Source organism: Kiritimatiellia bacterium (assembly GCA_018001225.1).
Classification (GTDB): Bacteria; Verrucomicrobiota; Kiritimatiellia; order CAIQIC01; family JAGNIJ01; genus JAGNIJ01.
This window is the reverse complement of sequence record JAGNIJ010000055.1, coordinates 1-22715: the sequence shown is the minus strand read 5'-3', so window position 1 is coordinate 22715 and position 22715 is coordinate 1. Positions and strand designations below refer to the sequence as shown.

The window sequence follows — 22715 nt, the reverse complement described above, 5'->3', positions numbered from 1 at the left end:
TTCATCGGCGGCGGCCTCCGGAACTTCTGCCAGGGCTCCTACGGCGCCATCGGCGGCGGCTGCCGAAACGTCGTGGACGGCCACTACGGGACGGTCAGCGGCGGCGCCACGAACTTCGCCGCCGGGTTCGCCGCGGTGGCCGGCGGCGCGGACAACCGGGCGGACGGCGGGTACAGCATGATTCCCGGAGGGAAGAGCAACAACGCGAGCGCCTTCTACAGCTTCGCGGCCGGCTACCGGGCCAGGGCCAGCCACCAGGGCGCGTTCGTCTGGGCGGACAGCACGGAGGCTGACTTCGCCTCCACCCTCTCCGACCAGTTCAACGTCCGCGCTTCCAACGGCGTCCGGGTGGTGGGCTCGGCGGACATGGGCACGCTGACCATCTCCCCGCTCAATTCCGGCGCCAACAAGAGCTCGCAAATCTACCTGACGGAAGGCGAGAGCAGCACCTACGGAATGTTTGTGCAGTACGACGGCAGCGCGAACCAACTGAAGATATCCGGGAAAGACGGGGCTATCCTGTCCGGCCCGCACCTGGTCATCGCGCGCGACGCCTCGCGGGTGGGCGTGGGTCGAACGCCCGCGGCCAACGCGCTGGAGGTCGAGGGGAACGCCTCCAAGACCACGGCCGGCGAGTGGCTGGCGAACTCCGACGCCTCGATCAAGACCGACGTGCGCACGATCACCAACGCCGTGGAAACCCTGTCCCGGCTGCGGCCGGTCCGGTTCCGCTACACCGGGGAGTACAAGGGCCGGCACCCGTCCATCGAGGACCGCGACTACTGCAATTACATCGCGCAGGAGTACCGCGCGGTCTTCCCGGAAAGCGTCGTCGAGGACGGCGAGGGCCTGCTGATGATCGACACCTACAACACCCAGCCCTACCTCGTCCGCGCGGTGCAGGAACTGGACGGCCAGCTCCAGGAGCTGCGCAGGGAGAACGCGGAGCTGCGGCGGCGGCTGGACACGCTCGAGGCGGCGCGATGAAGACCCTGCTCCTCGCGCTGGGAGTCCTGGCGGCGGCGCAGACGGCTACGGGCCAGGAGTATCGCCAGCTGGCCTCCGTCCACGACGCGGCCGGCGGGATGTCCGACAACACGGTCACGCTCGGAAGCGCCGCGTTCCGCCACGTCGGCGCCGCCGGCCAGCCCGGCGGCATCGGCACCGGCACCAACGGGCCGGCCGCGAACCACTCGGGCTTCCTCCAGGCCGCGGACCTCAAGCGGCCGAATCTCGACACCGACGGCGACGGCGTCCCGGACGAACTGGACGAAGACAATGACGGCGACCGGCTCGCCGACCGGGCCGAGGTCGAGGGCTCGGCGTTCGACCCGGCCACGGCCACGATAGTGAACAATCCCGACAGCGACGGCGACCATGTCGGCGACGGCGACGAGGCCGCCGCGGGGACGAATCCCGGGGACGACTCCACGTTTCTTCAAATCGTCGACATCCGGGAGACAGAAGCCGGGACGGTGATCGCCTGGACGGCGCGGGACGGGAAGCAATACCGCGTCCTGTCCGCAAAGGGCTCGCACGCCTACCCCACCCGCGAGGAAGCCGTGGCCACGGCCCACGGCGGGCAGCCGCCCTGGTTCGAGACCATCGCTGTCTTCACCAACACGGCTGCATCGACGCTGAAGACATTCGCGATTCAAGCGCTGCCCTGAACCCGTCCCGCTTGCGGCCACGGTCGCGCGGGTGTATACCTCGCGCCGAAGGAGGGTGCCATGGAAAGCCTGACCGTTTTCGCCCGGTGGAGCCTGTACGGATTGCTCGGCCTGATGGGCGTTTTCTGCCTTATCCTATGGGTGGTACAGCTCAAGATCATGCGCGGCGGCGTGTTCCGCAACCCGGACGGCTCGCAGGACGATTGGCACCAGCAGCCCACGCACTACGGGATTGCGTTCGCTGACGTCTTCGTCGCCTGCCCGGCCAACGTCGTCGCGGTGGCCCTGGCCTTCGCGGGTTCGCGCTGGGGCTTCTACCTCCTCGCCCTGGCGAGTTTCTGGTGGATCTGGGCGAACGTCATGACCACGGCGACCAGCCTGAAGTTCTACAAGCCGAAGATCACCGTGACCTGGTTCCTGGCCTACCCGTTCGGCGCCCTCGTCGGCCTGGCGTATGTCGCGCTGACATTCGCGCACTTCGACGCGCTGTACGGGTTGTCGTGATAGGATTCCCTTTTGTTGTTATCGTTCCGCCGAACATGCTATAGTAATATATGGAAAGCCACGGATGATTGCGCGGCATGTCACGCGGACTAAGCTCACCGCCCCGAGAAACGAGGTCGAGTACTGGCGCGCCCGGACGCCCGCCGAGCGCTTGAGCGCCCTCGAGTCGCTTCGCGCGGAGTACCACGAATGGAAATACGGGAATGCTGGGCAAGGACTTCAAAGAGTTTATCGCCTCGTTAAGCGCCCGCGGCGTTGAGTACCTGGTGATCGGCGGATACGCGGTCGCCTACCATGGATTCCCGCGCTACACCAAGGATCTCGACATCTGGATCGGTCCTTCCGCCTCCAACGTCGCCCGACTGCTGAAGGCGATGGAGGACTTCGGGTTCGGCTCGCTCGGCCTGACGGCCGCGGATTTCCAGGACCCGACCACCGTCATCCAATTGGGGCACCCGCCCTACAGGATTGATTTGCTCTGCGGCGTGGGCGGACTGGATTTCTCGAAGGCCTACGCCCGGCGCGAGCAGGTGGTGTTGGGAGACCTCACCGTTTCATTTATCGCCCGCGAGGATTTGGTGGCCGCCAAGCGCCTTGCCGGAAGACACCAGGATCTGGCGGATGTTGAGAACCTTACATCGGGAGGGACGGCTTCCACACCGCCCCCGCCGAAGGCTCGGTGCAGGCGAGCCCCGCGCAAGGCGTAGATGCGTTTCTTCGCGCTCTCTGCGCCTTTGCGGCAAACCATCACCCCGACGTGCGGCCCCTCCTCGACCCGCCGGCCGCGCCGCTTCTTCTTACGGCAGCCGCACGTCCACGCGGTAGAAGGCCCCCGCGGCCGGCGCGTTGGTGTCCATCGCCGTGTAGGTGGCGCCGTTGCCCCGCAGGTTAGCGTTGGTGCCGACGACCACCCAGGTGGCGTCGTTGGTCATGTACGGCGTCGCATAGAGGGCATAGACCCGGGCCGTGGAGGACAGGAAGCTGACGTCCCGCGTCGCGCCGTTGGTGATGGACGTGATGTACAGATGGCTGCTTCCGTCCAGGGGGTCCGTGTCGCTGATGTATTCCTCGATGTTCAGGTACTCGTCCGGGTCGCTGTTCAGGAGCGCATCGGCGACCAGCGGATCCAGGCCGTGGTCGTCCTCCCAGCCGTCAGGGATGATGTCGTCGTCGCTGTCGTACCAGTCGCTGTTGTACTCGTACGCCCCGAGGTCCGGCCAGGCGCCGAAGGGGCGCGGCTCCCCGATGCAGTCGTACAGCCACAGGACGCCGGACAGGCCCTGGTCAATGCAGGGCGAGCCGAAGAGCAGGCGGTAATCGCCCTGGGGCCAGCCCTTGAAGAGCGGCGGCGCGCTGAAATTGCCCGTCCCCGGGTAGCCGCCCTCGACGTCGCAATAGTTGACAATGTGGCCGAGGGTCAAGGGCAGGCCCGAGTTGCCCCACACAATGCTGTAGGTCAACTGCACCCACGCGGCGGGGTCGCCGCTCAAGCCGTCGCCCCAGTTGTACGCGAGGTTGCAATGCACGAGTTCGGCCTCGGAATCGGCGCTGAAGACCCGGACCCCGCCGCCGGTGATGCTGGCCGTGTTATCCGCGATGACCACGTTGTAAAAGGTGCCCGTCGCCCTGGCGTCCACCTGGATGCCGCCCCCGCGCTGGGCCCGGTTGCTGAAGACCAGGGCATCCCAGAGTTCGAAGACGCTCATGATGCCGCACACGCCGCCGCCGTTGCCCGACGCCGCGCGGTTGTACTCAAAACGGTTCGGCGGCAGGAGCCCGTCCGCGGGCGTTCGGTACAGGTCGCCCCGCACGGACAGCATGGACCCGTTCACGTAGATGCCGCCGCCGGCATTCGAGCTGACGTTGTACCCGACCCAGATGTTGGTGCCGTAGAGCCGCGAGCCGCCCAGCACGGCGACGCCCCCGCCGCCCTGGAAACTGTTGGTGCCGCGGGCATAGTTGGGCGAACTGCTGAACGGATCGGTATAGCCAATGCGCACATCGGTCAACTCGGCCCGGGCATCGTTGGAGAGGCAAAGGCCTCCGCCCGAGATCCCGGCGCGGTTATTGTAGATGTAGCCGCCGCCCACAGGACGGGGGAACATCAGGATGGAGGAGTTGTCCTCCACCAACATACCGCCGCCGCAATTGCTGGCCGTGTTGCCGCCGACGTAGATCCGGCCCTGGCCGAAGGCCGCCGCCTGAGAAAGCCAGAGGCCGCCTCCGTCGCCGCGGGCCCGGTTGCCTGTCAGCAACAAGTCGCCCTCGCCGGTCAGGTTGGCGAAGGCCCCTCCATGGGCGGCAATGCCCCCGCCCTGCTCGGCCTGGTTGTCGTAAATGGTGGCGCCCGCCGGAGTGGCAAAAACGCTTAACGCGGCGTTGGTCACGTAGGCCGCCCCCCCGGCCGCGCCGGCCGAGTTCGCGATCATCTCCCCGTTGCGCACGTCCACGGCCCCGGAGACCACGCACATCGCGCCGCCGTAGCCGGCCGCGCTGTTGTTCTGGAGCACGGAGTCCCGCACCGAGGTGGTTCCCGTGGAAGAGTGGTAAATCCCTCCCCCGTTCACCGTGGCGCTGTTCGACGCCACGAGGCTGGCGCCGTAGATCGCGAAGCCCGCCGTGTTCACGAAGGCGGCGCCCCCGCCGTAGGCCGCCGCGTTGCTGACGATCTGGACGCCGAAGCAGGTGCCCGTTCCGCCCACCATGGATATCCCGCCGCCTCGGCCGACGGTCCTGTTGCCGTAGAACCGGGCACTGCCGGCCACCAGTTCGCAATCCTCCAGCGCCAGGCCGCCGCCGTCGCCAAAAAAGGCCAGGTTATTCCAGACCCCGCCGTTAACCTCGATGCGGGAATCCCCCGCATAAATCCCCCCGCCTACCCAGGCCTGGTTGGCGTTCAACGGGTCCGCTTCGCCGATGACCGCGTCGGATCCCACGTACAGGGTGCAACGGTCGGCGGCGATCCCACCGCCCCCCAAGGCGCGACCGCCCCGCACGTAGCTGGCGCCGGCCAGCGTGACCGTTGAGGCGACCGCCGCCATGCCGCCGCCGCTCAACGCCGAATTGGTGTACCCGTTCCAACCGATATACGCGCCGTCCAGCAAGCACACGCTGTTCGACAGATAGATTCCCCCTCCCGCCTCCGTCGCGCTGTTGAACGCCACCCGCGAGCGGTTGCTCATGATGAGGGTCGAATCCAGGACACAGATCCCGCCGCCCATCCCGTTCGTGACCTGGTTTTTCTCCAGAACCCCTACGCTTGTCTGGCTGCCGTGCAGGATGCCGGTCGCCCCGCCCCTCAACAAAAGTCCCCCGCCCCGGCCCTCGGCGGTGTTGCCGGCGACATCCGCGCCCGAACTGACTTCGAGAAACCCACCGTTCACCGCCAGGCCCGCGCCGTTGGACGCCGAGTTGCGCAGCACATCCGCATCCGTATCGCGGATCAGCGTCCAGCTTTCCTGCGCGCAGATTCCGCCCCCCTCGTTGAAGGCCCAGTTGTCCCAGATCACGGAATCGCCGTCGAGATTTAGGAGCCCATTCTCCACACAGATCCCGCCGCCCCAGCCGAAGGCGTTCGGGGGAGTCGCGAGGGCATGGGTTCGCTCGGCCCGGTTGGAGAACACGTCGGTGTCCAGGAGCGAGAGGCTGGAATTGGTCACGTAAATCCCGCCGCCCATGCCGTACACCTCGTTGCTGTAAACGCGGCAGGCCGTCGCCGTCACCGAACTGGAGGACAGAATCTTGAGGCCGCCGCCGCGGTACACCATCGGCAGCAGGAAGACGTGCCCGCCCCGAAGATCCAGGTTGACCAGGTTCACCACGCTGCCGGTGATCGTCATCACCGAGCCGCCCGCCAGCAGGCTGCCGTCCACGACGCTCTGCCCGCCGACCACCTTCAGCGAACAGTCATGGTTGTATCCCCCGTCCAGCGTCAGGTCCTTGCCGAAGATGTCCACCGCCTCGTTATACACGCCGGTGGAAATCAGGATCGTGTCCCCGCTGGATGCGTGCGCCACGGCGTTGGTGATTGTAACGTAATCCATCCCGTTGATCTTCACCATCGCAGAAGCCGCGACGGCGCACAGCACGAGCAAGAGGCCCCCGAGTATCCGCTTCATGATCCGCCCTCCTGTTGGCAGCCCACCCGGAACTTAAACGTTATAATAATCCAATACGGCTGGAAAGTTAAGACTTTTTAAACGCCCAACATTCAACATCCAACGCCCAACTTCCAGTACCTGGACGTTGAAAGTGGAGCGTTGGTTGTTGGACGTTCAGTGTGTCGACTATACCGTCAGGACGTCCTTTTCCTTGGCCGCGATCAGGGCGTCCACCTTGCCGATATAGGTATCGGTGTACTTCTGGATTTCCTTGAGTCCCTCGTCGCGCTCGTCCTCGGTGATCTTGCTGCCCTTCTGCAGGGTCTTGATCTGGTCGTTCGCCTCGCGCCGGACGTTCCGGATGGCGACGCGCGCCTCCTCGGACATGCGGTGGCCGACCTTGACCAGTTCCTTGCGGCGCTCCTCGCTCAACTCGGGGATCGGGATGCGGATGATCCGGCCGTCGTTGATCGGCGTAATGCCGATGTTGGCCGCCAGGATCGCCTTCTCGATCGCCTGCAGTGAGGTCGGATCGTAGGGGTTGATCACGATCAGGCGCGGCTCGGGCGTCGCGATGCCCGCGAGCTGGCGCAGGCGGGTCTGCGTGCCGTAGTACTCGACCTGGATGTTCTCCACCAGGCTGGGCGAGGCCTTGCCCGTGCGCAGCCCGGAGAGCTCCTGCTGCAGGAACTCCACGGCCTTGGTCATCTTGTCGTCCGATTCCAGCAGCACGTCGTCGAGCGATTCCATGGCGGTCTCCTTTTCAGCCGGCGCGGACGAGAGTGCCCACGGCCTCCCCCTTGAGCGCGCGGACCAGTTCGTTCTTCTTGAAGAAATTGAACACGACGATCGGGATCCGGTTCTCCTGGCAGAGCGCGAACGCGGCGGCGTCCATGATCTTGAGCTGGCGCTGGAGGGCCTCCTGGTACGTCAGGGTCTCGAAGCGCCGCGCCTTCGGGTTCTTCACGGGGTCCTCGGTGTAGATGCCGTCCACCTTGGTGGCCTTGAGCAGGAGGTCGGCGCCGATCTCGCTGGCGCGCAGGGCGGCGGCGGTGTCGGTGGTGAAAAACGGGTTGCCGGTGCCCGCGCCGAAGACGACCACCCGGCCCTTGTCGAGGTGGTGGACCGCGGTGCGGCGGGAGAAGGTGTCCGCCAACGCGGGCATGGCGATGGCGCTGATGGCGCGGGCGTCCACGCGGTTGCGGGAGAGCGTGGCCTGGATCGCCAAGGCGTTGATCATGGTCGCGAGCATGCCCATGTAGTCGCCCGTGACGCGGTCGATGCCGTGGCCCTCGCCGGGCAGGCCGCGGAAGATGTTCCCGCCGCCGACGACGATGGCGACCTGCACGCCGAGGGCGCGCGCGGCGCGGACCTGCTCCGTGATGGCGGCCAGGATGGCGGGGCTCAAGCTCTGCCCGCCCTCGCGGTCCTGGAGCGCCTCGCCGCTCAACTTGAGCAACACCCGCTTGAACCGGGAACGCGACCTTGTCCTTGCCGGGGCCATGCACAGCTCCTTTCGCCAGACTCCCGGCATGGTAAAGGAAGCCGCCCGCCGTGTAAAGCGGCGGCGCGCCGCCTTGACCGCCGCTCCCCCGGCCCGTACTATCCTCGTCAGCGAGGCATGCCGACACCATGAAACGATTCACCTGGCCGAGTCTGGCCGCGTGCGCCGCGATCCTCGCGGCCGGATGCGGGCGACCGGTCGCCCCGGCGCCGGCCGGCCCGGAGCCGCCCGTGCTGCGGGTGCTCAACTGGGAAGAGTACATCGATCCCTCGCTGCTTCCCGTCTTCACCGAGCGCACCGGCATTCCCGTGGACTACCAGACCTTCGCCACGCAGGACGAACTCGTGGGCCTGCTCCGATCCGATCCCGCACGCTGCGACCTCGTGATCGTGGACGACAGCGTCATCCAGACGCTCATGGACCTGCGCCTGCTGCAGCCGCTGGACGCCTCGCGGCTTCGCGGCCTGGGCCATCTCGATCCGCCGAGGGCTTCGCTGCCCGATGAAATGATCTCCTCGTACGCGGTGCCCTACCTCTTCGGCTGTACCCTGCTCGCCTACCGGAAGGACCTCGTCCCGGAACCGCCGACCCGCTGGCAGGCGCTGTGGGACGAACGCTACCGCGGCCGGCTCATGATGCCCGTGGATTTCCAGGAGGTATTCGCGGTGACGCTGCTGTCCCTGGGCTACCCGATGAATTCCAGCGAGCCGCAGGAACTCGAGGCGGCCCGCGAGGCCATCGTCCGCCAGGCCCCCCTCGTCCGCGACTATGCGGACGCCACGACGATCCAGAAGGCACTGCTCGCGGGCGACGCCGCGCTGGGGGTCCTGTACAACGGGGACGCCGTCAAATCCGCGGCGGAGGACGACCGGATCGCCGTCGCGCTGCCGGAAGAAGGCGTGCCGCTCTGGGTGGACTGCTTCTGCCTTCCGCGCGACGCGCAAAATATCCGGGAGGCGCTGGCGTTCGTCGATTTCCTGCTCGAGCCCGACATCGCCGCGCAGAACGCCGCCTTCCTTCATTACGCGACGCCGAACCGGGCGGCGCGCGACCTGATGCCGCCGGATTTGCTGAACAACCCGGCCGTCTTACCGCCGGCGGCCGCGCTCGCGCGCAGCAGCTACTACCTGAAACCGGATGTCGCCCGGCTGCGCACGTACAACTCCACGGCCGCGGAGGTCCGCCGCCTCCGGAGCGCCCTCGGGATCGGGGCCGGGGCGGCGAATCCATGAAAGCCGCCCGGCGCCACTCCATCCACACCCAGGTCCTCGGCGCCACGCTGCTCGCGGCGCTTCTCCCCCTGATCTTCTTTCTCGCGGGCACCGAGTTCATGGCCTACCAGGCCCTGATCCGCGGGGAGATGCGCGTGCTGCGGATGCTGGTGCGCGTGGCCGGCCACCAGATCGGCTACGTCATGCAGCGGGCCTCGGCCGACCTGCAGTTGCTGGCCTCCAACCCGGCCTGGAGCCTGCCGGGCGCCGACGTCGACCTGCTGTTGCGGGACATGCAGCAGATCAAGACGATGAGCCGGTTGTTCGCCGACATCACCGTCTACGACCGCGAGGGGGGGGTGATCGCCTCGTCCAGCTACGAGAACTGGGAAAGCGAGCACTACACGGACTGTTTCCGGCAAGCACTGGAGGGACGCAGCGGCATCTCCCCGCCCGGCCGGATCATCGGCCAGGAAGGATTGTTCCTCCGGTTCTTCGCGCCCATTCCCGGCGCCGACGGGAAGACCCGCTACGTGTTGACCGCGCGGTGCCCGTTCGACCGCGTCAGCGAAACGCTGCGCGGCCTGCGGCTGGGCCAGCAGGGCTACCTCCTGCTCCTCGACACGCACGGCAACGTGCTGGAGCATCCCGACCCGGACCGCGTCCTGCAGAAATTCGACGCCTCGCACCCGGCCAGCTTCTGGGCGGGCTCTCCGCAGGGCTTCTATCGCGAACCCGGCGGAGCCCGCCATGCCTATGCCGCCATGGTCCTGGGCCCCGACCACATCGGGGCCTCCAGTCCCTGGATCCTCGTGGGGTTGCGCCCGTACGCCGAGATCCTCGCCCCCCTGTGGAAGGGCCTGCTGCTGCTGGGCGGCATGGTCTTCCTGACGCTGGCCATCGTGTACCTGCTCGGCAGCCTCCAGAGCCGGCGCTTGGCCCGGCCCATCGTGGAAGCCGCCTCCGCGGCCCAACGCGTGTCCCGGGGCGACCTCGCCGTCACCGTGCCGGAGAAGGGGCCGCGCGAGATCCGTAATCTGGCCGAGGCATTCAACCGAATGATCCGCGAGGTGCGCCAGAGCCGCTCCGAGCTCGAGACCCTGGTCGAGCAGCGCACGGGGCGCCTGCACGAATCCCAGCAGCGGCTCGAGCAGATCAGCGCGCACCTGCGGGCCGCCTACGAATCCATCACGGACGGCCTGCTCATGGCGGAATGGCCGTCCGGCCGCATCCTGACCGCCAACCAGCGCTTCTCCGACCTGTTCGAACTCGCGCCCCACACGATCTCGGGGACCACGCTGGAGCACCTGGAGGACCTGTTGCGCGGCAAGCTGGCCGCCGGGGCCCGGGACATGTTCCGGACCCGGAAATTCGCGGACAATCCCGCCGACATCTCCGTCGAGGAGTGGGAAATCGTGGCGCCGCGGCGGCAGACCCTTTCGGTCTATTCCGCCCCCGCCACCGGGCCCGGCGGCGAGGTCTTCGCGCGGCTCTGGATGTTCCGCGACCTCACCCGCCAGCGCCAGCTCGAGGAGGAGTTGCGCCAGGCGCAGAAAATGGAGGCCATCGGGCGCCTCGCCGGCGGCATCGCCCATGACTTCAACAACCTGCTCACCGGCATCCTCGGCAACCTGTCCATGGCGGACATGGAACTCGGCCGGACCTCGGGGCTCCGCCAGTACCTCGAGCCCGCGCGCCAGGCGGCGCGGCGGGCGGCCGAGCTGGTCAACCAGCTGCTGGGGTTCTCGCGCCGCAGCACCCTCCGGGTCCAGGCCTGTTCCGTCAACCGCATCGCGCGCGAGATCCACGAACTGCTCCGCCACACCGTGCACGCCAACATCGAGTTCCGCCTCGAGCTGCAGACGGACCTCTGGGACATCTCCGCGGACGCGTCCCAGATCCACCAGGTCCTGATGAACCTCTCCATGAACGCCGTGGACGCCATGCCCCGGGGGGGGCGCCTGACCCTCCGCACGCGCAACATGCGCATCGAGCGCGACGAGGCGCGGCAGTGGCTCGACGCGCGCGAGGGGGACTTCGTGAAGATCACGGTCGAGGACACCGGTCACGGCATGACGCCCGAGGTGCAGCGCCATCTCTTCGAACCGTTCTTCACCACCAAGGGCCCCGGCCGCGGCACGGGATTGGGGCTCGCCATGTCCTACGGGATCGTCAAGCAGCACGGCGGATGGATCACCTGCGTCTCGCAGGTCAACCAGGGCACCAACTTCAGCCTCTACCTCGCCCGCCTGACGGAACCGGCCGGCGCGGCGCCCCCGCCCGCCGCGGAACCGGCCGTCCGCGGCGGCCGCGAGCGCCTGCTGGTCGTGGACGACGAGATGGCCGTCCGCGAGATCGTCCGCGTCATCCTCCAGCGCTGGGGCTACACCGTCGAGGAGGCCGCCGATGGGCCGGAGGCGCTGCGCCTCATCGAGGCCCGGCCCCCCGACCTGATCCTCCTGGACCTGACCATGCCCGAGCTCTCCGGCCTCGAAACTCTGCGCCGCCTGCGGCGCCTGGCGCCCCGCGTGCCGGTCATCATCTCCAGCGGCTATGTGCTCGAGGCCGGCGCGCCGGAGCTCGACCCGGCCATCGCGCCGCAGGGGATCGTGCAAAAGCCGTTCGAGGCCCTCGCCCTGGCCCGCACCGTGCGCGAGGTGCTCGACCGCGCCGCCGCCCCGCCGGCGTGAGGCCGGCGGTGGACAAGCGGCCGGGGCCGTGCTATACGACACCCTCCGAGTGACCGGGAACGAACGAACAAGGACCGCCCATGCGCATCAAAGCCTTTCAGGCGTGCCGACCGCCGGCCGACCGCGCCGCGCGCGTCGCCAGCCCGCCCTATGACGTCGTGGACACCGCCGAGGCCCGCCGCCAGGCCGAGGGCAACCCGGACTGCTTCTTCCACGTCTCCCGCGCGGAAATCGACCTGCCGGACGGCACGGACCTGCACGACGACCTGGTCTATCGGACCGCGGCGGCGAACTACACCGCCTTCCGCGACCGCGGCACCCTCCTGGACGACGCCGATCCGGGGCTCTACCTCTACCGCCTGACCTGGGGGGCGCACACCCAGACCGGGCTGGTCGCCGCCTGCCACGTCGACGATTACAACCACAACGTAATCCGCAAGCACGAGAAAACGCGCCAGGCGCCGGAGGACGATCGCACCCGCCACCTGCTCGCCCTGGGCGCCCATACCGGACCCGTCCTGCTGGCCTACCGCGACCAGCCCGCGATCGACCGGCTCGTGGACGAGGAAGGCCGCGCCGAACCGCTCTACGACGTGGCCGCGCCCGACGGGATACGGCACACGATCTGGAAGGCCCGGAACGCGGCGGCGCTCGAGCGTCTTTTTGCCGCCGTCCCCGCGGCGTACATCGCCGACGGCCACCACCGCGCGGCGGCGGCGGCCCGGGTCGCGCGCGAGCGCCACGCGGCGGGCGGCGCGGGCGATGGGGAAGCCGACTGGTTCCTCGCCGTGCTGTTCCCGGCCGGCCGCCTGAAGATCCTGCCCTACAACCGGTGCGTACGCGACCTCCACGGCCTGGCCCCGGACGCCTTCCTGCGCAAGGTCGAGGAGCAGTTCGAGGTGACCCCGGCCGCGCACGCCGTCCCGGAGCATCCCGGCCGCGTGCACCTGTTCCTGGGCGACCGCTGGCTCCGCCTCTCGTGGCCGTCCGCCGCGATGGAGGACCCGGTGGCGTCGCTCGACGTCAGCGTGTTGCAGGACCGCCTGCTCGGCCCGGTGCTCGGCATTGACGATCCCCGGAAGAACCCGCGCATCGAGTTCGTCGGCGGCATTCACGGCACGAAAGAGCTCGAGGCGCGCGTCCGGAGCGGGCGGGCCGCCGTGGCGTTCTCGTTGTATCCCACGACGGTGGAACAGCTGATGGCCGTGGCCGACCGCGGGCTGACCATGCCGCCCAAGAGCACGTGGTTCGAGCCCAAGTTGCGCGACGGGCTGGTAATCCACCCGCTGGACGCGTTCTGAAAAAAGTTCGGTTTTCCGCTTGAAAAACGGGCGGCGCCGACTAGACTGCTCCCGATTTTCCGGTCTGGGGACGTAGCTCAATTGGTTAGAGTACCAGATTGTCGATCTGGGTGTTGCGGGTTCGAGTCCCGTCGTCCCCGCCAAATCGGCTCTCCAGCAAATACCGGGGCAGGCTCTCCAGGTTCCACCAGAAGCGCCATCGCCAGCGTCTCCAGGGGCAACCCTCATGGACCTCCCGCGCCAACGCCTGCTCATGAACCGCGTGGCCTCTCCGTAGCATGCCGCAAAGCCCTGCGCCAGAGAACAACGGCGCAACGACATCACTTCCCGCCTCCATCCCGCGGGGTGGGATCAGGGCGGCGCAATGCGGTAGACACAGGTTCGATGATGGGTGGAATCGGCCATGTAAAAAACCAGCGCGCCGCCGACCAGCGCATTAGTCTGGAGGGAAACCCACGAACCGGCCAGGAGATTGGTCCTGCATTCGATCATCACCGGGATGTTCGTCGTGCCGGTGACGGTAAACCCGAATCCGTTCGTCCCCGCCCCCTTGAAGCAGGCCGTCATTTCCGGGTTCCACAGCGCCGTCAACCGGTCGGCAAACATCGCCTCCCAGCCCGCGGCGCCGGGCAGGTAATAGACCGTGACATGGTCGGCGCCGCTGAAGACATCGTCCTCGTCTGCCGGCGCGTTCCCGGCGAAGAAAACCCGTTCGAGCTTCACGCAGGAATCGAAGGCCTGCCCGCCGACGTTCGTGACGCCGCCCGGGATGATCACGCTGACCAGGCTTTCACATCCGCCGAAGGTCTCCGGTTCAATGGAGGTCAGTCCCCCGCCAAGGGCCACGCGCGCCAGCGATTCGCAAAGACCGAAGGCCTCTCTGCCGATCCACGTGACGGAATCGGGTATCGTGATGTCGGTCAGCAGCGTACACCCCCTGAAGGCCTCTTCGCCGATCCAGGACACGGTGCCGGGGATCGTGACCTCCGCCAGGTGGGCGCACCAGAGGAAGGCGCCCGCACCGATGTTCGTGACACCGACCGGGATGGCGTAAGCGGCCGGGCCGCCGACCGGGTACTGAAGGAGCGTCCCCTGCCCCTTGTCGAACAGCACCCCGTTTGCGCTGCTGAAGAGGGGGTTGGCGTCCTCCACCGTGAAAGCCGTCAGGTTCAGGCAGTAGGCAAAGGCGCCCGCCCCGATGGACGCGACCCCGGCGGGGATGGCGATCGTGGCGAAGCGGCAGGACTGGAACGCCCTCTCGCCGATCTGGGTCACGCTACCCGCCAGTTCGATGTTGGTGATCGCGTAGCAGTGATCGAACGCGTTGTCGCCGATGCGGACCACGCCATTTGAGATCGCGTAGCTCCCCGGCTTGCCTCCCGGGCATTGCAGGAGGACGGTTTTCGCCTCGTCAAACAGGACCCCGTCCATGCTGCAGTAGGCCGCATTGGCCTCGTCGACATGGATGGCCAGCAAACTGGAACAGGCCGCGAACGCCCCGTCGGCAATAGCCGTCACGCTCGCCGCAATCGTCACGTTGGACAACTGGAGGCAGTGATCGAACGCGCGATCCCCGATTTCCGTCACACCCCCCGGGACCGTATAGTCTCCGGCCCTGGCTCCGGGGCATTGCAGGAGAGTAGTGGCCAGCTTGTCGAAGAGAACGCCGTCCGCGCTGCTGTAGGCCGGGTTGGTCGGCTCGACCGTGATCGCCGCGAGCGCCTCACAGCGATAGAACACGCCGTCGCCAATTTCGGTAACGCTCCCCGGGATCATCACGTTCGTGACGCCGGCGCGGGCGAACGCGTCGTCGCCGATGGCGGTCACCGTGAGGCCGTCGATCGCATCGGGAATGACCATGTTGAGGCCGGCGCCCGTGTACCCGGTGATGGTGAGGGTGTTCGTCTCCGGATCATTGACCTCGTAGTCGAAATCGGCCGCCGCCGCGACACCCGCGATCCACAGCAGCCCCGCGAGCCCGGCCCTCTCTATTTTTGATCTTTTCATATGCTTTTCAGCCGCTGGACACGACACCTGTCGAGCCTTGTTGGACGGCCGCCTGTTTATGCCCATCCCTCCAAAACGAGCTTGAAGCTACTCGCCGCGGGTCGTGGATGTCAAAGTAAATGCCGCAGGACACGCGTGTAGCATGAGATGGGGCCGCCGGCAGGTCGCGGAGCAGCAGAGTCGAGCACACGAGCAGTCGGGCCCGTCATTTCCTACGGTTGCGTGCGCACGCGGTACAGGTACGGGCCCGCGGCGGTGGCGGTCGTGTCGGTGACCGCCGTGTAATCCGCCTGGCCCGGGACATTCGCGAACACGTTCGTATAGGCGGCGGACGAAAGCAGGTTCGTGGCGCGATCCACCTGGCAGGTCCGGTCCTTCACGCGGCGCCACCGCACGATGAGGCCGGGCGGGCCGCCGGCCAGCGGCGGCGACAACATCCCGAGGAACGAATCGGAATTCGTCGGGATCGTGCGGGCGCGATACTCGTCGAGGTTGACGACGCGATCCCCGTCCAGGTCCGCCGTGGCGCTCATGCCGGTGAAGCTGTGCGGGTAATCCCGTTCCCACCAATCCGGCAGGCCGCTACCAGTGGATTCATTTTCTTGAACCGGCTGACGCCGAGAATGCTGAATCCGATGACCTTGCCGTGGGCGTCCACGCGTTCCATAGCGGCGTCATGGGCAGTGGCTTTTTTATAGCCGGCCTGCTCGGAGAACCTGACCTCCAGGTAGTCGGCCTCCGCGTCAAACCATACTTTACTTTATCGGCCATACATCTTCTCCCGCTTTCGGCCTGTCGGTCAGGACCCGTATTTTTCTCCCCGGCATTTCGCGGAGTACAAGCGGAGCCGGCGCGGCATCAAGGCCTTCCAGATAAACGGAGGGGACCTTGCCGGCTCCAAGGACCGACTTGGCGTCCAAGATTTCAATGCCCACCAACTTCTCGCCGGCGCCGATGTTCAACGCCACTTCTTAGGACAGGCGCACGGTGCGACACTCGTGCCGACCGGAGAGCAATCGGATATACACCGTGCCTATTTCCGCATCATAGCTGATCTTCATGTCTCGCCTTCCTTTAAAAAGCAGAACGTATACACCGTAATGACAACCGTCTCGTTTTCTCGGCCTCGCTGCTCCGCGTTCGGCCGACTGTTCGCGCGCGTGGCGCGCAAGTCGGATCCGCTTCATGCCCCCCGCCCTCCACCAGCGCGATCTCCTCCTCGATCAGCCCGTACAACTCGTACACCAGCCGGCCGCCCGGGCATTTCCTGCGCACGCCGCGGTCTTTGCGGCTCGCGGGGACGCTCGCCCTTCCAGAAGGCGTCACGGCGAAATCCACCGCCGACGCAGCCGGTAGAATCGCGGCTGGCCGTCGGCGGGCGGTGTCGGGGTCGAGGGATAGACGGGATTCTCACCGCCGGCGAAATTCGCGGCCGTGGCGGCGACACGGCTCGTTACCGTCGGCATGGCCGTCCAGTTCGTCAGGGTGCCCGACCATTCCAGCGCGTCCGCGACCTGGATGCCCGGCGGGCCCTCCACCCGCAGCACCGGGTTCGTCGGGACCGCCGTATCCAAGGCCAGCACCGCTTCGCGGTCGATGCCGAGGCGGCGAATCTCGCAGGATCCGTACACGGCGCGATTCGTGACCTGCAGCGAAGCGGGCAGCGAAAGAAAGCCGCCCGCCGCGATCAGTTCCCGCAAGTTGGTCACGCAAACGTAGTTCGCGCCGCCAACCAGGTACTGCCCCGTGACGGCTACGCGCACGAGGTAGGCCGCGTTCGTGTCCGCCCCGCCCACCCAGTCAAACCGCAGCCGGTTCGTGGTCGTCAGGGAGGCGTTGGTCTGGATCGAGACCAGGTTGGCGAGGAAGATCGTTTCGCTATCCTGGGGCCGCGCGTCCATGTAGAGGTTCGTGCCGCCCGGCCGGGACATCAGCGCGAGCCGATTGGTCAGCGGCATGACCGGCGCATTGGACCAGCCCGCGTCGCAGCGGTCGTCGCCCTCCGCCGCGCCCGCCTGGTGGCGGGCGACGAACATCCCGTGACCCACCGTGCTGGTCGGAGCGAACGGGCCGCTGACCACGCGCACGGCGTCGAACGGGACGCGGTCCACGGGCCCGGCCAAGTGGGCCACCGTGGCGATCGAGGCCTGGACGAAGCGGGCGAAATACGTCCAATTCAGCGTGGAGGCCGTGTCGGCCGTGGTGTGGTAATTAGGATTGAAATCGTAGTCGTCTTCGATCGCGAGGATGGCGGGATAGCCCTCGTCCCAGAACGAGGAATGATCGCTGTAATCCACCCCGTTGGCGTGGATTTCCGGGGCGAGGCCGCTGATGCCGTAGACGGCCACCACGTTGGTGAACATCGCGGCGATGGCGCGGTCCGCGGCATAGCCGGGATTGGAAGTGAGCCGGGTATCGAGCCACAGGACACCGTCGCTGTCGCTGTCCCACGCGATCATGTCCAGGTTCAGCACGCCGACGATGTTATCCCCCGCCGCGGCGCACTGGGCGGCGTAGGCGGCGCTGCCGCAGAGCCCCTGCTCCTCGCCGGTGAACAGGACGAATCGGACCGTCCGCTGGAAGGTGAAATCGCGGAACACCTCGGCCGCCAGGAGCACGCCCAGCGATCCGCTGGCGTTGTCGTCCGCGCCAGGCGCCGTCGCGCCGGACGGCATGTTATCTATGTGCGCGCACACAACCACCACTTCCGAAGAGGCCGTGGTCCCTGGCCGGATCGCGATCACGTTGCGGTTGCTGGTCGAGCCCGCCTTCCACGCCTGCTGGGTTACCGACAGACCCAGGGCGGTAAAGTACTCGGTCATGTAGGCGTTGGCCCGCCAGCTCGGTCGCCCGGAGGTCGTATAACGGGTGCGGATGTTCGTGTACGAACCGTCCGCCACGCACGCCGCGGGGCCGGTCAGCTCGTTCATCGCGTACGCCAAGCCGTTCGTCGTCACGCGGGCCAGCATGTCGCGGACGTGCGGGCTGGCCGTGATGGCCAGCGCCTGGTCCGGCAGCCGCCTCGACGGGCGGGGAGCGGCGAACTGCAGCGGTCGATCGCCGAGCCAGCGCACCTCGCATCCCAGTTCCGCCAGGGCCGTCGCGTCCCCCTCGCCCGCGGCCCGGACCAGCAGCCGGCGGCCGTCGTCGAGCAGCACGTGGAACCGCGCGCTCGCCGCCTCCCGCGCGCCGGGGCGGCGGGGATAGGCCAGCAGGTAGCGGGCGCCGTCGGCTTCCGCGCCCAGGACCTCGTAGGGCCGCCCGGCGGCCTCCAGCTCGTCGGACGTGGCGCTCACCAGCACGTAGGCCTTCCCCGCGGCGTCCTGCAGGTGGGCGCGCACGGGCAGCGGGAAATCCGCGGGGCTCTCCGCGGTCGGCACGCGCGCCAGGAATACGGGCTCCCGCGCGGCGCACAGGACCGGGGCCGCGAGCGTCACCAGGAACAGGCGGTGGCACGGCGTCATGCCGATATCATACCCGGCGCGGGGGCCCCGCGTAAACCGCGCCCCGCGCGGCGTTACCTCCCCGTAAAAAAAACTGGACGGGCCCGGGCTTATATTGTACTAGTACACTATAGGAGATATAAACCATGAAGACCCCGACCCATCTGGAGGCGGCCCTGATGGGGCTGCTGGATGAAAAACCGATGCACCCGTACGAGATCGAGAAGGTGATCGTCGAGCGGGACATGCGGTGGTGGACCGAGATCTCCATGTCGTCGGTCTACAAGCTGCTGCGCAAGCTGGAGAAGGAGGGCCGCGTGAAAAGCGAGGTCCGCCTGAACCGGCGCAACCTGGCGCAAAAGGTCTACCGCCTGACCCCGGCCGGCCGGAAGGCGCTCAAGGAGCGGGTGAAGCAACTGGTCTCGGAATGGACCCGGCCGATCTGGCCCGTGGATATCGCGTTGAGCAACCTCCGCCTGCTGACCGCCGGGGAGGCCGCCGCCTGCTTCATAAAATACGAGGCGTCTCTGGACAAGATGATCGAAGGCTACGGCCGACTGCAGGCCTACCTGGAGGCGAACTGCCCCCTGCCCAACGTCCAACTGGCCGTCCGGCCGCTCGCGCTGATGAGGGCGGAAAAGCGATGGGCCCGCGAGTTCATGAAGCAATACGGCCGGAAACGCAAGGGCGGGCAAGCGGGAACGGCCGCGGCCCGGCAAGGTAGCGAGCCATAACCGGAGGAACAAGCCATGCCAGACTTCATCCGCATCGTCGGCGCCCGGCAGCACAACCTGAAGAACGTCAGCCTCGACATCCCGAAGCGGCGGATCGTCGTGTTCACCGGCGTGTCCGGCTCCGGCAAGTCGTCGCTGGTCTTCGACACGGTGTGCGCCGAGGCGCAGCGGCAGCTCATCGAAACCTTCAGCGCGTTCGCGCGCCGGCGCCTGCCGAAGATCAGCAAGCCGCACGTCGAGGAGATCGAGAACCTCTCCACGGCCATGGTGATCGACCAGAAGCGGCTGGGCACCACGCTGCGCTCGACCGTGGGCACGGTGACCGAGATTTTCACGCACCTGCGGATGCTCTACTCGCGGTGCGGCGAGCCGTTCATCGGGTTCTCCAATGCGTTCTCGTTCAACAACCCGGAGGGCCTGTGCCCGGCCTGCCAGGGCGTGGGCAAGGAGATGGTGGTGGATATGGACCGGCTGCTCGACCGGGAGAAATCGGTGGAGCAAGGCGCGGTGCTCCACTCCAATTTCAAGCCCGGCAGCTGGTACTGGAAAGGCCTGATGAAGTGCGGATTTTTCGACCCGCGCAAGCCGGTGAGGGACTTCACGGAAGAAGAGCTGCACAACCTCTTGCACCGGGCGAAGACGCCCTTCACGAACGTCCTCCGCGGCGAGGAGTACACGTCCCAGTATGAAGGCATTGTGACCAACCTCAAGCGACGGTTCGCGAACCGGGACGAGGGCGAGGACGCCTACACGCGCTTCTTCACCTACCAGGACTGCGCCGCATGCCGGGGCTCGCGGATCGGTGAGGCGGCCCGGGGCGTCAAGGTCCAGGGTGTCACGATCCCGGAGCTGGTCTTCCGCGAGCTGCCCGACGTGCTGAAGTTCGTCGAGTCGGTCCGCGGCCCCGTCGCCGAGCCGCTCGTCCGCAAGATGAAGCAGAGCCTCGGCCACCTGATCGACATCGGCGTGGGTTACCTGTCCCTCCACCGCCCCGTGGCCACGCTGTCCGGGGGCGAGTCGCAGCGGGTGAAGATGGCCACGCAGCTGTCGTGCAACCTCGTGGACCTGATGTACATCCTGGACGAGCCGAGCATCGGCCTGCACCCGCGCGACGTCGGCAGCCTGCTGCGGATGCTGGTCGAGCTGAAGGACAAGGGCAACTCGCTGCTGGTCGTGGAGCACGACCCGGCGGTGATCCGGGCGGCGGACTATGTCGTGGACATGGGGCCCGGCGCGGGGTCGCAGGGCGGCGAGGTGCTCTTCGCGGGCCCCGCCACGGAACTGGCGGCTTCGGGGACCCTGACCGCCCGGTACCTCGACCGCCGGGGAAACGGGCCCCCCGCGCGGCGGGCGCCCGCGGCCTGGATCGAGATCGCGGACGCGTCCGTCCACAACCTCAAGCACGTCACCGTCCGGATCCCGACGGGGGTCTTCGTCTGCGTCACCGGCGTCGCCGGCTCGGGCAAGAGCAGCCTGGTCCACGACGTGTTCTGCCGGAAGCATCCCGAGGCGGTGGTCGTGGACCAGTCGCCCGTGGGCCGGTCCAGCCGCTCGAACCCGGCGACCTACGTCGGTGTGTTCGACGCCGTGCGGCGGGAATTCGCGGAGGCGACGGGTTCCTCCCCCGCCCTCTTCAGTTTCAACTCCGACGGCGCCTGCCCGAAGTGCAAGGGGCTCGGGGTGGTCAAGGTGGACTTGAGCTTCCTCGACGACGTCACCATGACCTGCGACGAGTGCGACGGGAAGCGCTACAAGGACGAGGTCCTCGCCCTCCGGTACAAGGACCGGAGCATCTTCGACGTGCTGGAGATGACCGTCGGCGACGCCCTGGGGTTCTTCGAGCACAAGGAGATCCGGCGCAAGCTGCGCATCCTCGAGCGCGTGGGCCTGGACTACCTGGAGCTGGGCCAGTCCTTGAGCACCCTCTCCGGCGGCGAGGCCCAGCGGATCAAGCTGGCGAGCGAGCTGCACAAGAAGGGGAACCTCTACGTCATGGACGAGCCGACCACCGGCCTGCACATGGCGGACACGGACCGGCTGCTCGGCATCATCGGCCAGCTCGTCGGCCGCGGCAACAGCGTGATCGTGATCGAGCACAACCTCGACGTGATCAAACAGGCGGACTGGGTGATCGACCTCGGGCCCGACGGCGGGGCGGCGGGCGGCTACGTCGTGGCCGAGGGCCCGCCGGAGGCCATCGCGGCGCACCCGGCCTCGCACACCGGGCGGTATTTGAAGGAGGTCCTTTAGACACGGGCGCCGGCGAGCGGCGCCCCTACAATTCCCCGCGCAGCCGCCGGCAGACGAGGACGGAAATCAGCGTCGTCGCGGCGCAGATAAACGAACCCCAGACAAGGTCCACGATCGTGACGATCCACGGCCAGCCGGCGATCACGGCCTGGTTGGTCAGGTCGAACGTGGCGTAGGTCACGAGGCCGAAGAACCCGCCGCGCGCGGCGGCGCGGGCCCGCGACGCGTCGCGCAGCCCGGGCGACACGGCGAAGAACACGAGCCCGGCAATGAACACCAGGTAAAAGAGCAGCGCCGCACCCCACAGGGGCGGATCGGCCAGCAGGGATCCGATGTGCGCCTTGTAGAACCGCGGAGAAATGACGCCCAGCCAGACGCTGTCCAGGACAAGAAAGAGGAGGAAGGTGATCGCGTACCGCTTGATGAAAGTCATGGTTCCCGCTCCGGATTTCAGGGTATTTTCACCCCGGTCCGGTAGAAAATCAAATCGCGGGTGTTGGTAACCGTCAGGGTGACCGCGACCCCGTTGGACGCACCCGGCCGGTCCAGGTGGGCCGCGGTCCAGGCGGACTCGCGCAAGTTGGTGGACCAGAACACGTCGTACACGCGGCTATTGGTCGTCGGGGGCCCGACGGACAGGGACACCACTTCGCCAGACCGCGAGTAATTGCTGATGATATTCGGGTAGAACGAGCCGGCGTTCGTGGGCGACGTATCCGCGGCGTACTCCTCATCGTTGGGCCGGCCGTCTCCATCGTTGTCGGCGCCGGCGACGGCGCCGGTCGTGCTGTTGAAGAACCGCGATTCCCACCAGTCCGGCAGGCCGTCCCCGTCCGTGTCCGATCCCACGTCGTAGGCGGGCCGGATGATCGTCACCGCGTCCACCGCCTGCGCCCCCGCCGGCGGGACGCGGGAGGACGCGACGTTCAGTTCGGTGATGTACAGGTTGTAGTTCAGCCCGCTGCCCGCGCTGGCGTTCCACGCGCGGACCTGGGTCAGGCCGGACGCGGCCGCCGAGGACATCGTGCCGGTGTACGTGAGCCCGCCCGCGCGGAAGAGGTAGGACGTGGGACCGGTCAATTCGAACTCCAGCAGGAGCCCGTTCCCGGTCCATCCCACCGCCGTGGCCTGGCCGGCGGTTTTGTCGGTGATCCGGTACGTGGACTCGCCGCCGACGAAGTAGAACTCGAACAACGTGTGCCCCTCGTCATTATGCAGGGTCAGGCCCGTACTCTTCCCGGTTTCAATCCAGTTGTTCTCAAACCCGATGCGCACCACGTCCCCGCTCCCAAGCGGCGCGG

The 22715-nt window shown here is 67.4% G+C and carries 18 protein-coding genes, 1 tRNA gene and 1 pseudogene; 10 read left to right on the top strand and 10 right to left on the bottom strand.

The genetic code is table 11. The features are described from left to right. The 4 genes from KA248_14600 to KA248_14585 all read left to right on the top strand — a co-directional run. A partial coding sequence (locus tag KA248_14600) for a tail fiber domain-containing protein (GenBank protein MBP7831135.1) occupies positions 1 to 987 on the top strand: 987 nt, incomplete at its 5' end. Further along, positions 984 to 1670, top strand: a complete 687-nt coding sequence (locus tag KA248_14595) for a hypothetical protein (protein MBP7831134.1) — start codon at positions 984 to 986, stop codon at positions 1668 to 1670. The genes KA248_14600 and KA248_14595, both read left to right, overlap by 4 nt. A gap of 60 nt (positions 1671 to 1730) precedes the next feature. Continuing rightward, on the top strand, positions 1731 to 2174 hold the full coding sequence (locus KA248_14590) for a hypothetical protein (protein ID MBP7831133.1): 444 nt from the start codon (positions 1731 to 1733) through the stop codon (positions 2172 to 2174). 203 nt (positions 2175 to 2377) lie between these two features. Then, a complete protein-coding gene (locus KA248_14585) occupies positions 2378 to 2881 on the top strand; it encodes a nucleotidyltransferase (GenBank protein ID MBP7831132.1) in 504 nt (167 codons plus the stop codon). A gap of 90 nt (positions 2882 to 2971) precedes the next feature. Here the strand turns inward: KA248_14585 and KA248_14580 are convergent, their stop codons facing one another. The 3 genes from KA248_14580 to KA248_14570 all read right to left on the bottom strand — a co-directional run bounded on the left by KA248_14580 (position 2972) and on the right by KA248_14570 (position 7778). Then, positions 2972 to 6292 (bottom strand): hypothetical protein, encoded by a 3321-nt coding sequence (locus KA248_14580; protein ID MBP7831131.1) that lies wholly within the window; start codon positions 6290 to 6292, stop codon positions 2972 to 2974. A gap of 168 nt (positions 6293 to 6460) precedes the next feature. Further along, entirely contained in the window at positions 6461 to 7024 is a 564-nt protein-coding gene (gene frr, locus KA248_14575; protein ID MBP7831130.1) for a ribosome recycling factor, read from the bottom strand. 13 nt (positions 7025 to 7037) lie between these two features. Beyond that, entirely contained in the window at positions 7038 to 7778 is a 741-nt protein-coding gene (locus tag KA248_14570) for a UMP kinase (protein MBP7831129.1), read from the bottom strand. 128 nt (positions 7779 to 7906) lie between these two features. Here KA248_14570 and KA248_14565 point away from each other — a divergent pair, with 128 nt between their 5' ends. From KA248_14565 to KA248_14550, 4 genes are all read left to right on the top strand, one after another. Further along, positions 7907 to 9010, top strand: coding sequence for a spermidine/putrescine ABC transporter substrate-binding protein (locus KA248_14565; protein MBP7831128.1), 1104 nt, complete (start codon positions 7907 to 7909; stop codon positions 9008 to 9010). After that, positions 9007 to 11679, top strand: a complete 2673-nt coding sequence (locus tag KA248_14560) for a response regulator (GenBank protein MBP7831127.1) — start codon at positions 9007 to 9009, stop codon at positions 11677 to 11679. The genes KA248_14565 and KA248_14560 overlap by 4 nt, the downstream gene beginning before the upstream one ends. A gap of 80 nt (positions 11680 to 11759) precedes the next feature. After that, positions 11760 to 12980 (top strand): DUF1015 domain-containing protein, encoded by a 1221-nt coding sequence (locus tag KA248_14555; protein MBP7831126.1) that lies wholly within the window; start codon positions 11760 to 11762, stop codon positions 12978 to 12980. Positions 12981 to 13046: 66 nt separating this feature from the next. After that, positions 13047 to 13123, top strand: a tRNA-Asp gene (locus KA248_14550). 208 nt (positions 13124 to 13331) lie between these two features. On the opposite strand, the gene KA248_14545 is transcribed toward KA248_14550, so the two are convergent. The 5 genes and pseudogenes from KA248_14545 to KA248_14525 form a co-directional block, all read right to left on the bottom strand. Then, positions 13332 to 14987, bottom strand: coding sequence for a leucine-rich repeat domain-containing protein (locus KA248_14545; GenBank protein MBP7831125.1), 1656 nt, complete (start codon positions 14985 to 14987; stop codon positions 13332 to 13334). 212 nt (positions 14988 to 15199) lie between these two features. Then, the gene (locus tag KA248_14540) at positions 15200 to 15520 is read right to left on the bottom strand and encodes a hypothetical protein (GenBank protein ID MBP7831124.1); all 321 of its coding nucleotides are present in this window, start codon (positions 15518 to 15520) and stop codon (positions 15200 to 15202) included. Then, the gene (locus KA248_14535) at positions 15517 to 15714 is read right to left on the bottom strand and encodes a DUF2283 domain-containing protein (protein MBP7831123.1); all 198 of its coding nucleotides are present in this window, start codon (positions 15712 to 15714) and stop codon (positions 15517 to 15519) included. The genes KA248_14540 and KA248_14535 overlap by 4 nt, the downstream gene beginning before the upstream one ends. Before the next feature lie 133 nt (positions 15715 to 15847). Then, positions 15848 to 16048 (bottom strand): annotated as a pseudogene (locus tag KA248_14530) (DUF2283 domain-containing protein). Positions 16049 to 16309: 261 nt separating this feature from the next. Further along, complete coding sequence (locus tag KA248_14525; protein ID MBP7831122.1) at positions 16310 to 18451, bottom strand: Zn-dependent exopeptidase M28; 2142 nt, start codon at positions 18449 to 18451, stop codon at positions 16310 to 16312. Positions 18452 to 18576: 125 nt separating this feature from the next. Here KA248_14525 and KA248_14520 point away from each other — a divergent pair, with 125 nt between their 5' ends. After that, positions 18577 to 19164, top strand: a complete 588-nt coding sequence (locus KA248_14520) for a PadR family transcriptional regulator (protein ID MBP7831121.1) — start codon at positions 18577 to 18579, stop codon at positions 19162 to 19164. A gap of 15 nt (positions 19165 to 19179) precedes the next feature. Next, a complete protein-coding gene (locus tag KA248_14515) occupies positions 19180 to 21414 on the top strand; it encodes an excinuclease ABC subunit UvrA (protein ID MBP7831120.1) in 2235 nt (744 codons plus the stop codon). Positions 21415 to 21439: 25 nt separating this feature from the next. On the opposite strand, the gene KA248_14510 is transcribed toward KA248_14515, so the two are convergent. Further along, the gene (locus KA248_14510; GenBank protein MBP7831119.1) at positions 21440 to 21847 is read right to left on the bottom strand and encodes a DUF2177 family protein; all 408 of its coding nucleotides are present in this window, start codon (positions 21845 to 21847) and stop codon (positions 21440 to 21442) included. A gap of 17 nt (positions 21848 to 21864) precedes the next feature. Further along, on the bottom strand, positions 21865 to 22715 hold an 851-nt coding region (locus KA248_14505; GenBank protein ID MBP7831118.1), incomplete at its 5' end, for a hypothetical protein.

What these genes read in the sequence shown, in the direction of transcription:
- KA248_14510 (MBP7831119.1), bottom strand. Translation starts at nt 21,847, where the DNA reads ATGACTTTCATCAAGCGGTACGCGATCACCTTCCTCCTCTTTCTTGTC.
- KA248_14580 (MBP7831131.1), bottom strand. Translation starts at nt 6,292, where the DNA reads ATGAAGCGGATACTCGGGGGCCTCTTGCTCGTGCTGTGCGCCGTCGCG.
- KA248_14570 (MBP7831129.1), bottom strand. Translation starts at nt 7,778, where the DNA reads ATGGCCCCGGCAAGGACAAGGTCGCGTTCCCGGTTCAAGCGGGTGTTG.
- KA248_14540 (MBP7831124.1), bottom strand. Translation starts at nt 15,520, where the DNA reads ATGAGCGCCACGGCGGACCTGGACGGGGATCGCGTCGTCAACCTCGAC.
- frr (MBP7831130.1), bottom strand. Translation starts at nt 7,024, where the DNA reads ATGGAATCGCTCGACGACGTGCTGCTGGAATCGGACGACAAGATGACC.
- KA248_14590 (MBP7831133.1), top strand. Translation starts at nt 1,731, where the DNA reads ATGGAAAGCCTGACCGTTTTCGCCCGGTGGAGCCTGTACGGATTGCTC.
- KA248_14545 (MBP7831125.1), bottom strand. Translation starts at nt 14,987, where the DNA reads ATGAAAAGATCAAAAATAGAGAGGGCCGGGCTCGCGGGGCTGCTGTGG.
- KA248_14555 (MBP7831126.1), top strand. Translation starts at nt 11,760, where the DNA reads ATGCGCATCAAAGCCTTTCAGGCGTGCCGACCGCCGGCCGACCGCGCC.
- KA248_14595 (MBP7831134.1), top strand. Translation starts at nt 984, where the DNA reads ATGAAGACCCTGCTCCTCGCGCTGGGAGTCCTGGCGGCGGCGCAGACG.
- KA248_14515 (MBP7831120.1), top strand. Translation starts at nt 19,180, where the DNA reads ATGCCAGACTTCATCCGCATCGTCGGCGCCCGGCAGCACAACCTGAAG.
- KA248_14525 (MBP7831122.1), bottom strand. Translation starts at nt 18,451, where the DNA reads ATGACGCCGTGCCACCGCCTGTTCCTGGTGACGCTCGCGGCCCCGGTC.
- KA248_14560 (MBP7831127.1), top strand. Translation starts at nt 9,007, where the DNA reads ATGAAAGCCGCCCGGCGCCACTCCATCCACACCCAGGTCCTCGGCGCC.
- KA248_14520 (MBP7831121.1), top strand. Translation starts at nt 18,577, where the DNA reads ATGAAGACCCCGACCCATCTGGAGGCGGCCCTGATGGGGCTGCTGGAT.
- KA248_14585 (MBP7831132.1), top strand. Translation starts at nt 2,378, where the DNA reads ATGCTGGGCAAGGACTTCAAAGAGTTTATCGCCTCGTTAAGCGCCCGC.
- KA248_14565 (MBP7831128.1), top strand. Translation starts at nt 7,907, where the DNA reads ATGAAACGATTCACCTGGCCGAGTCTGGCCGCGTGCGCCGCGATCCTC.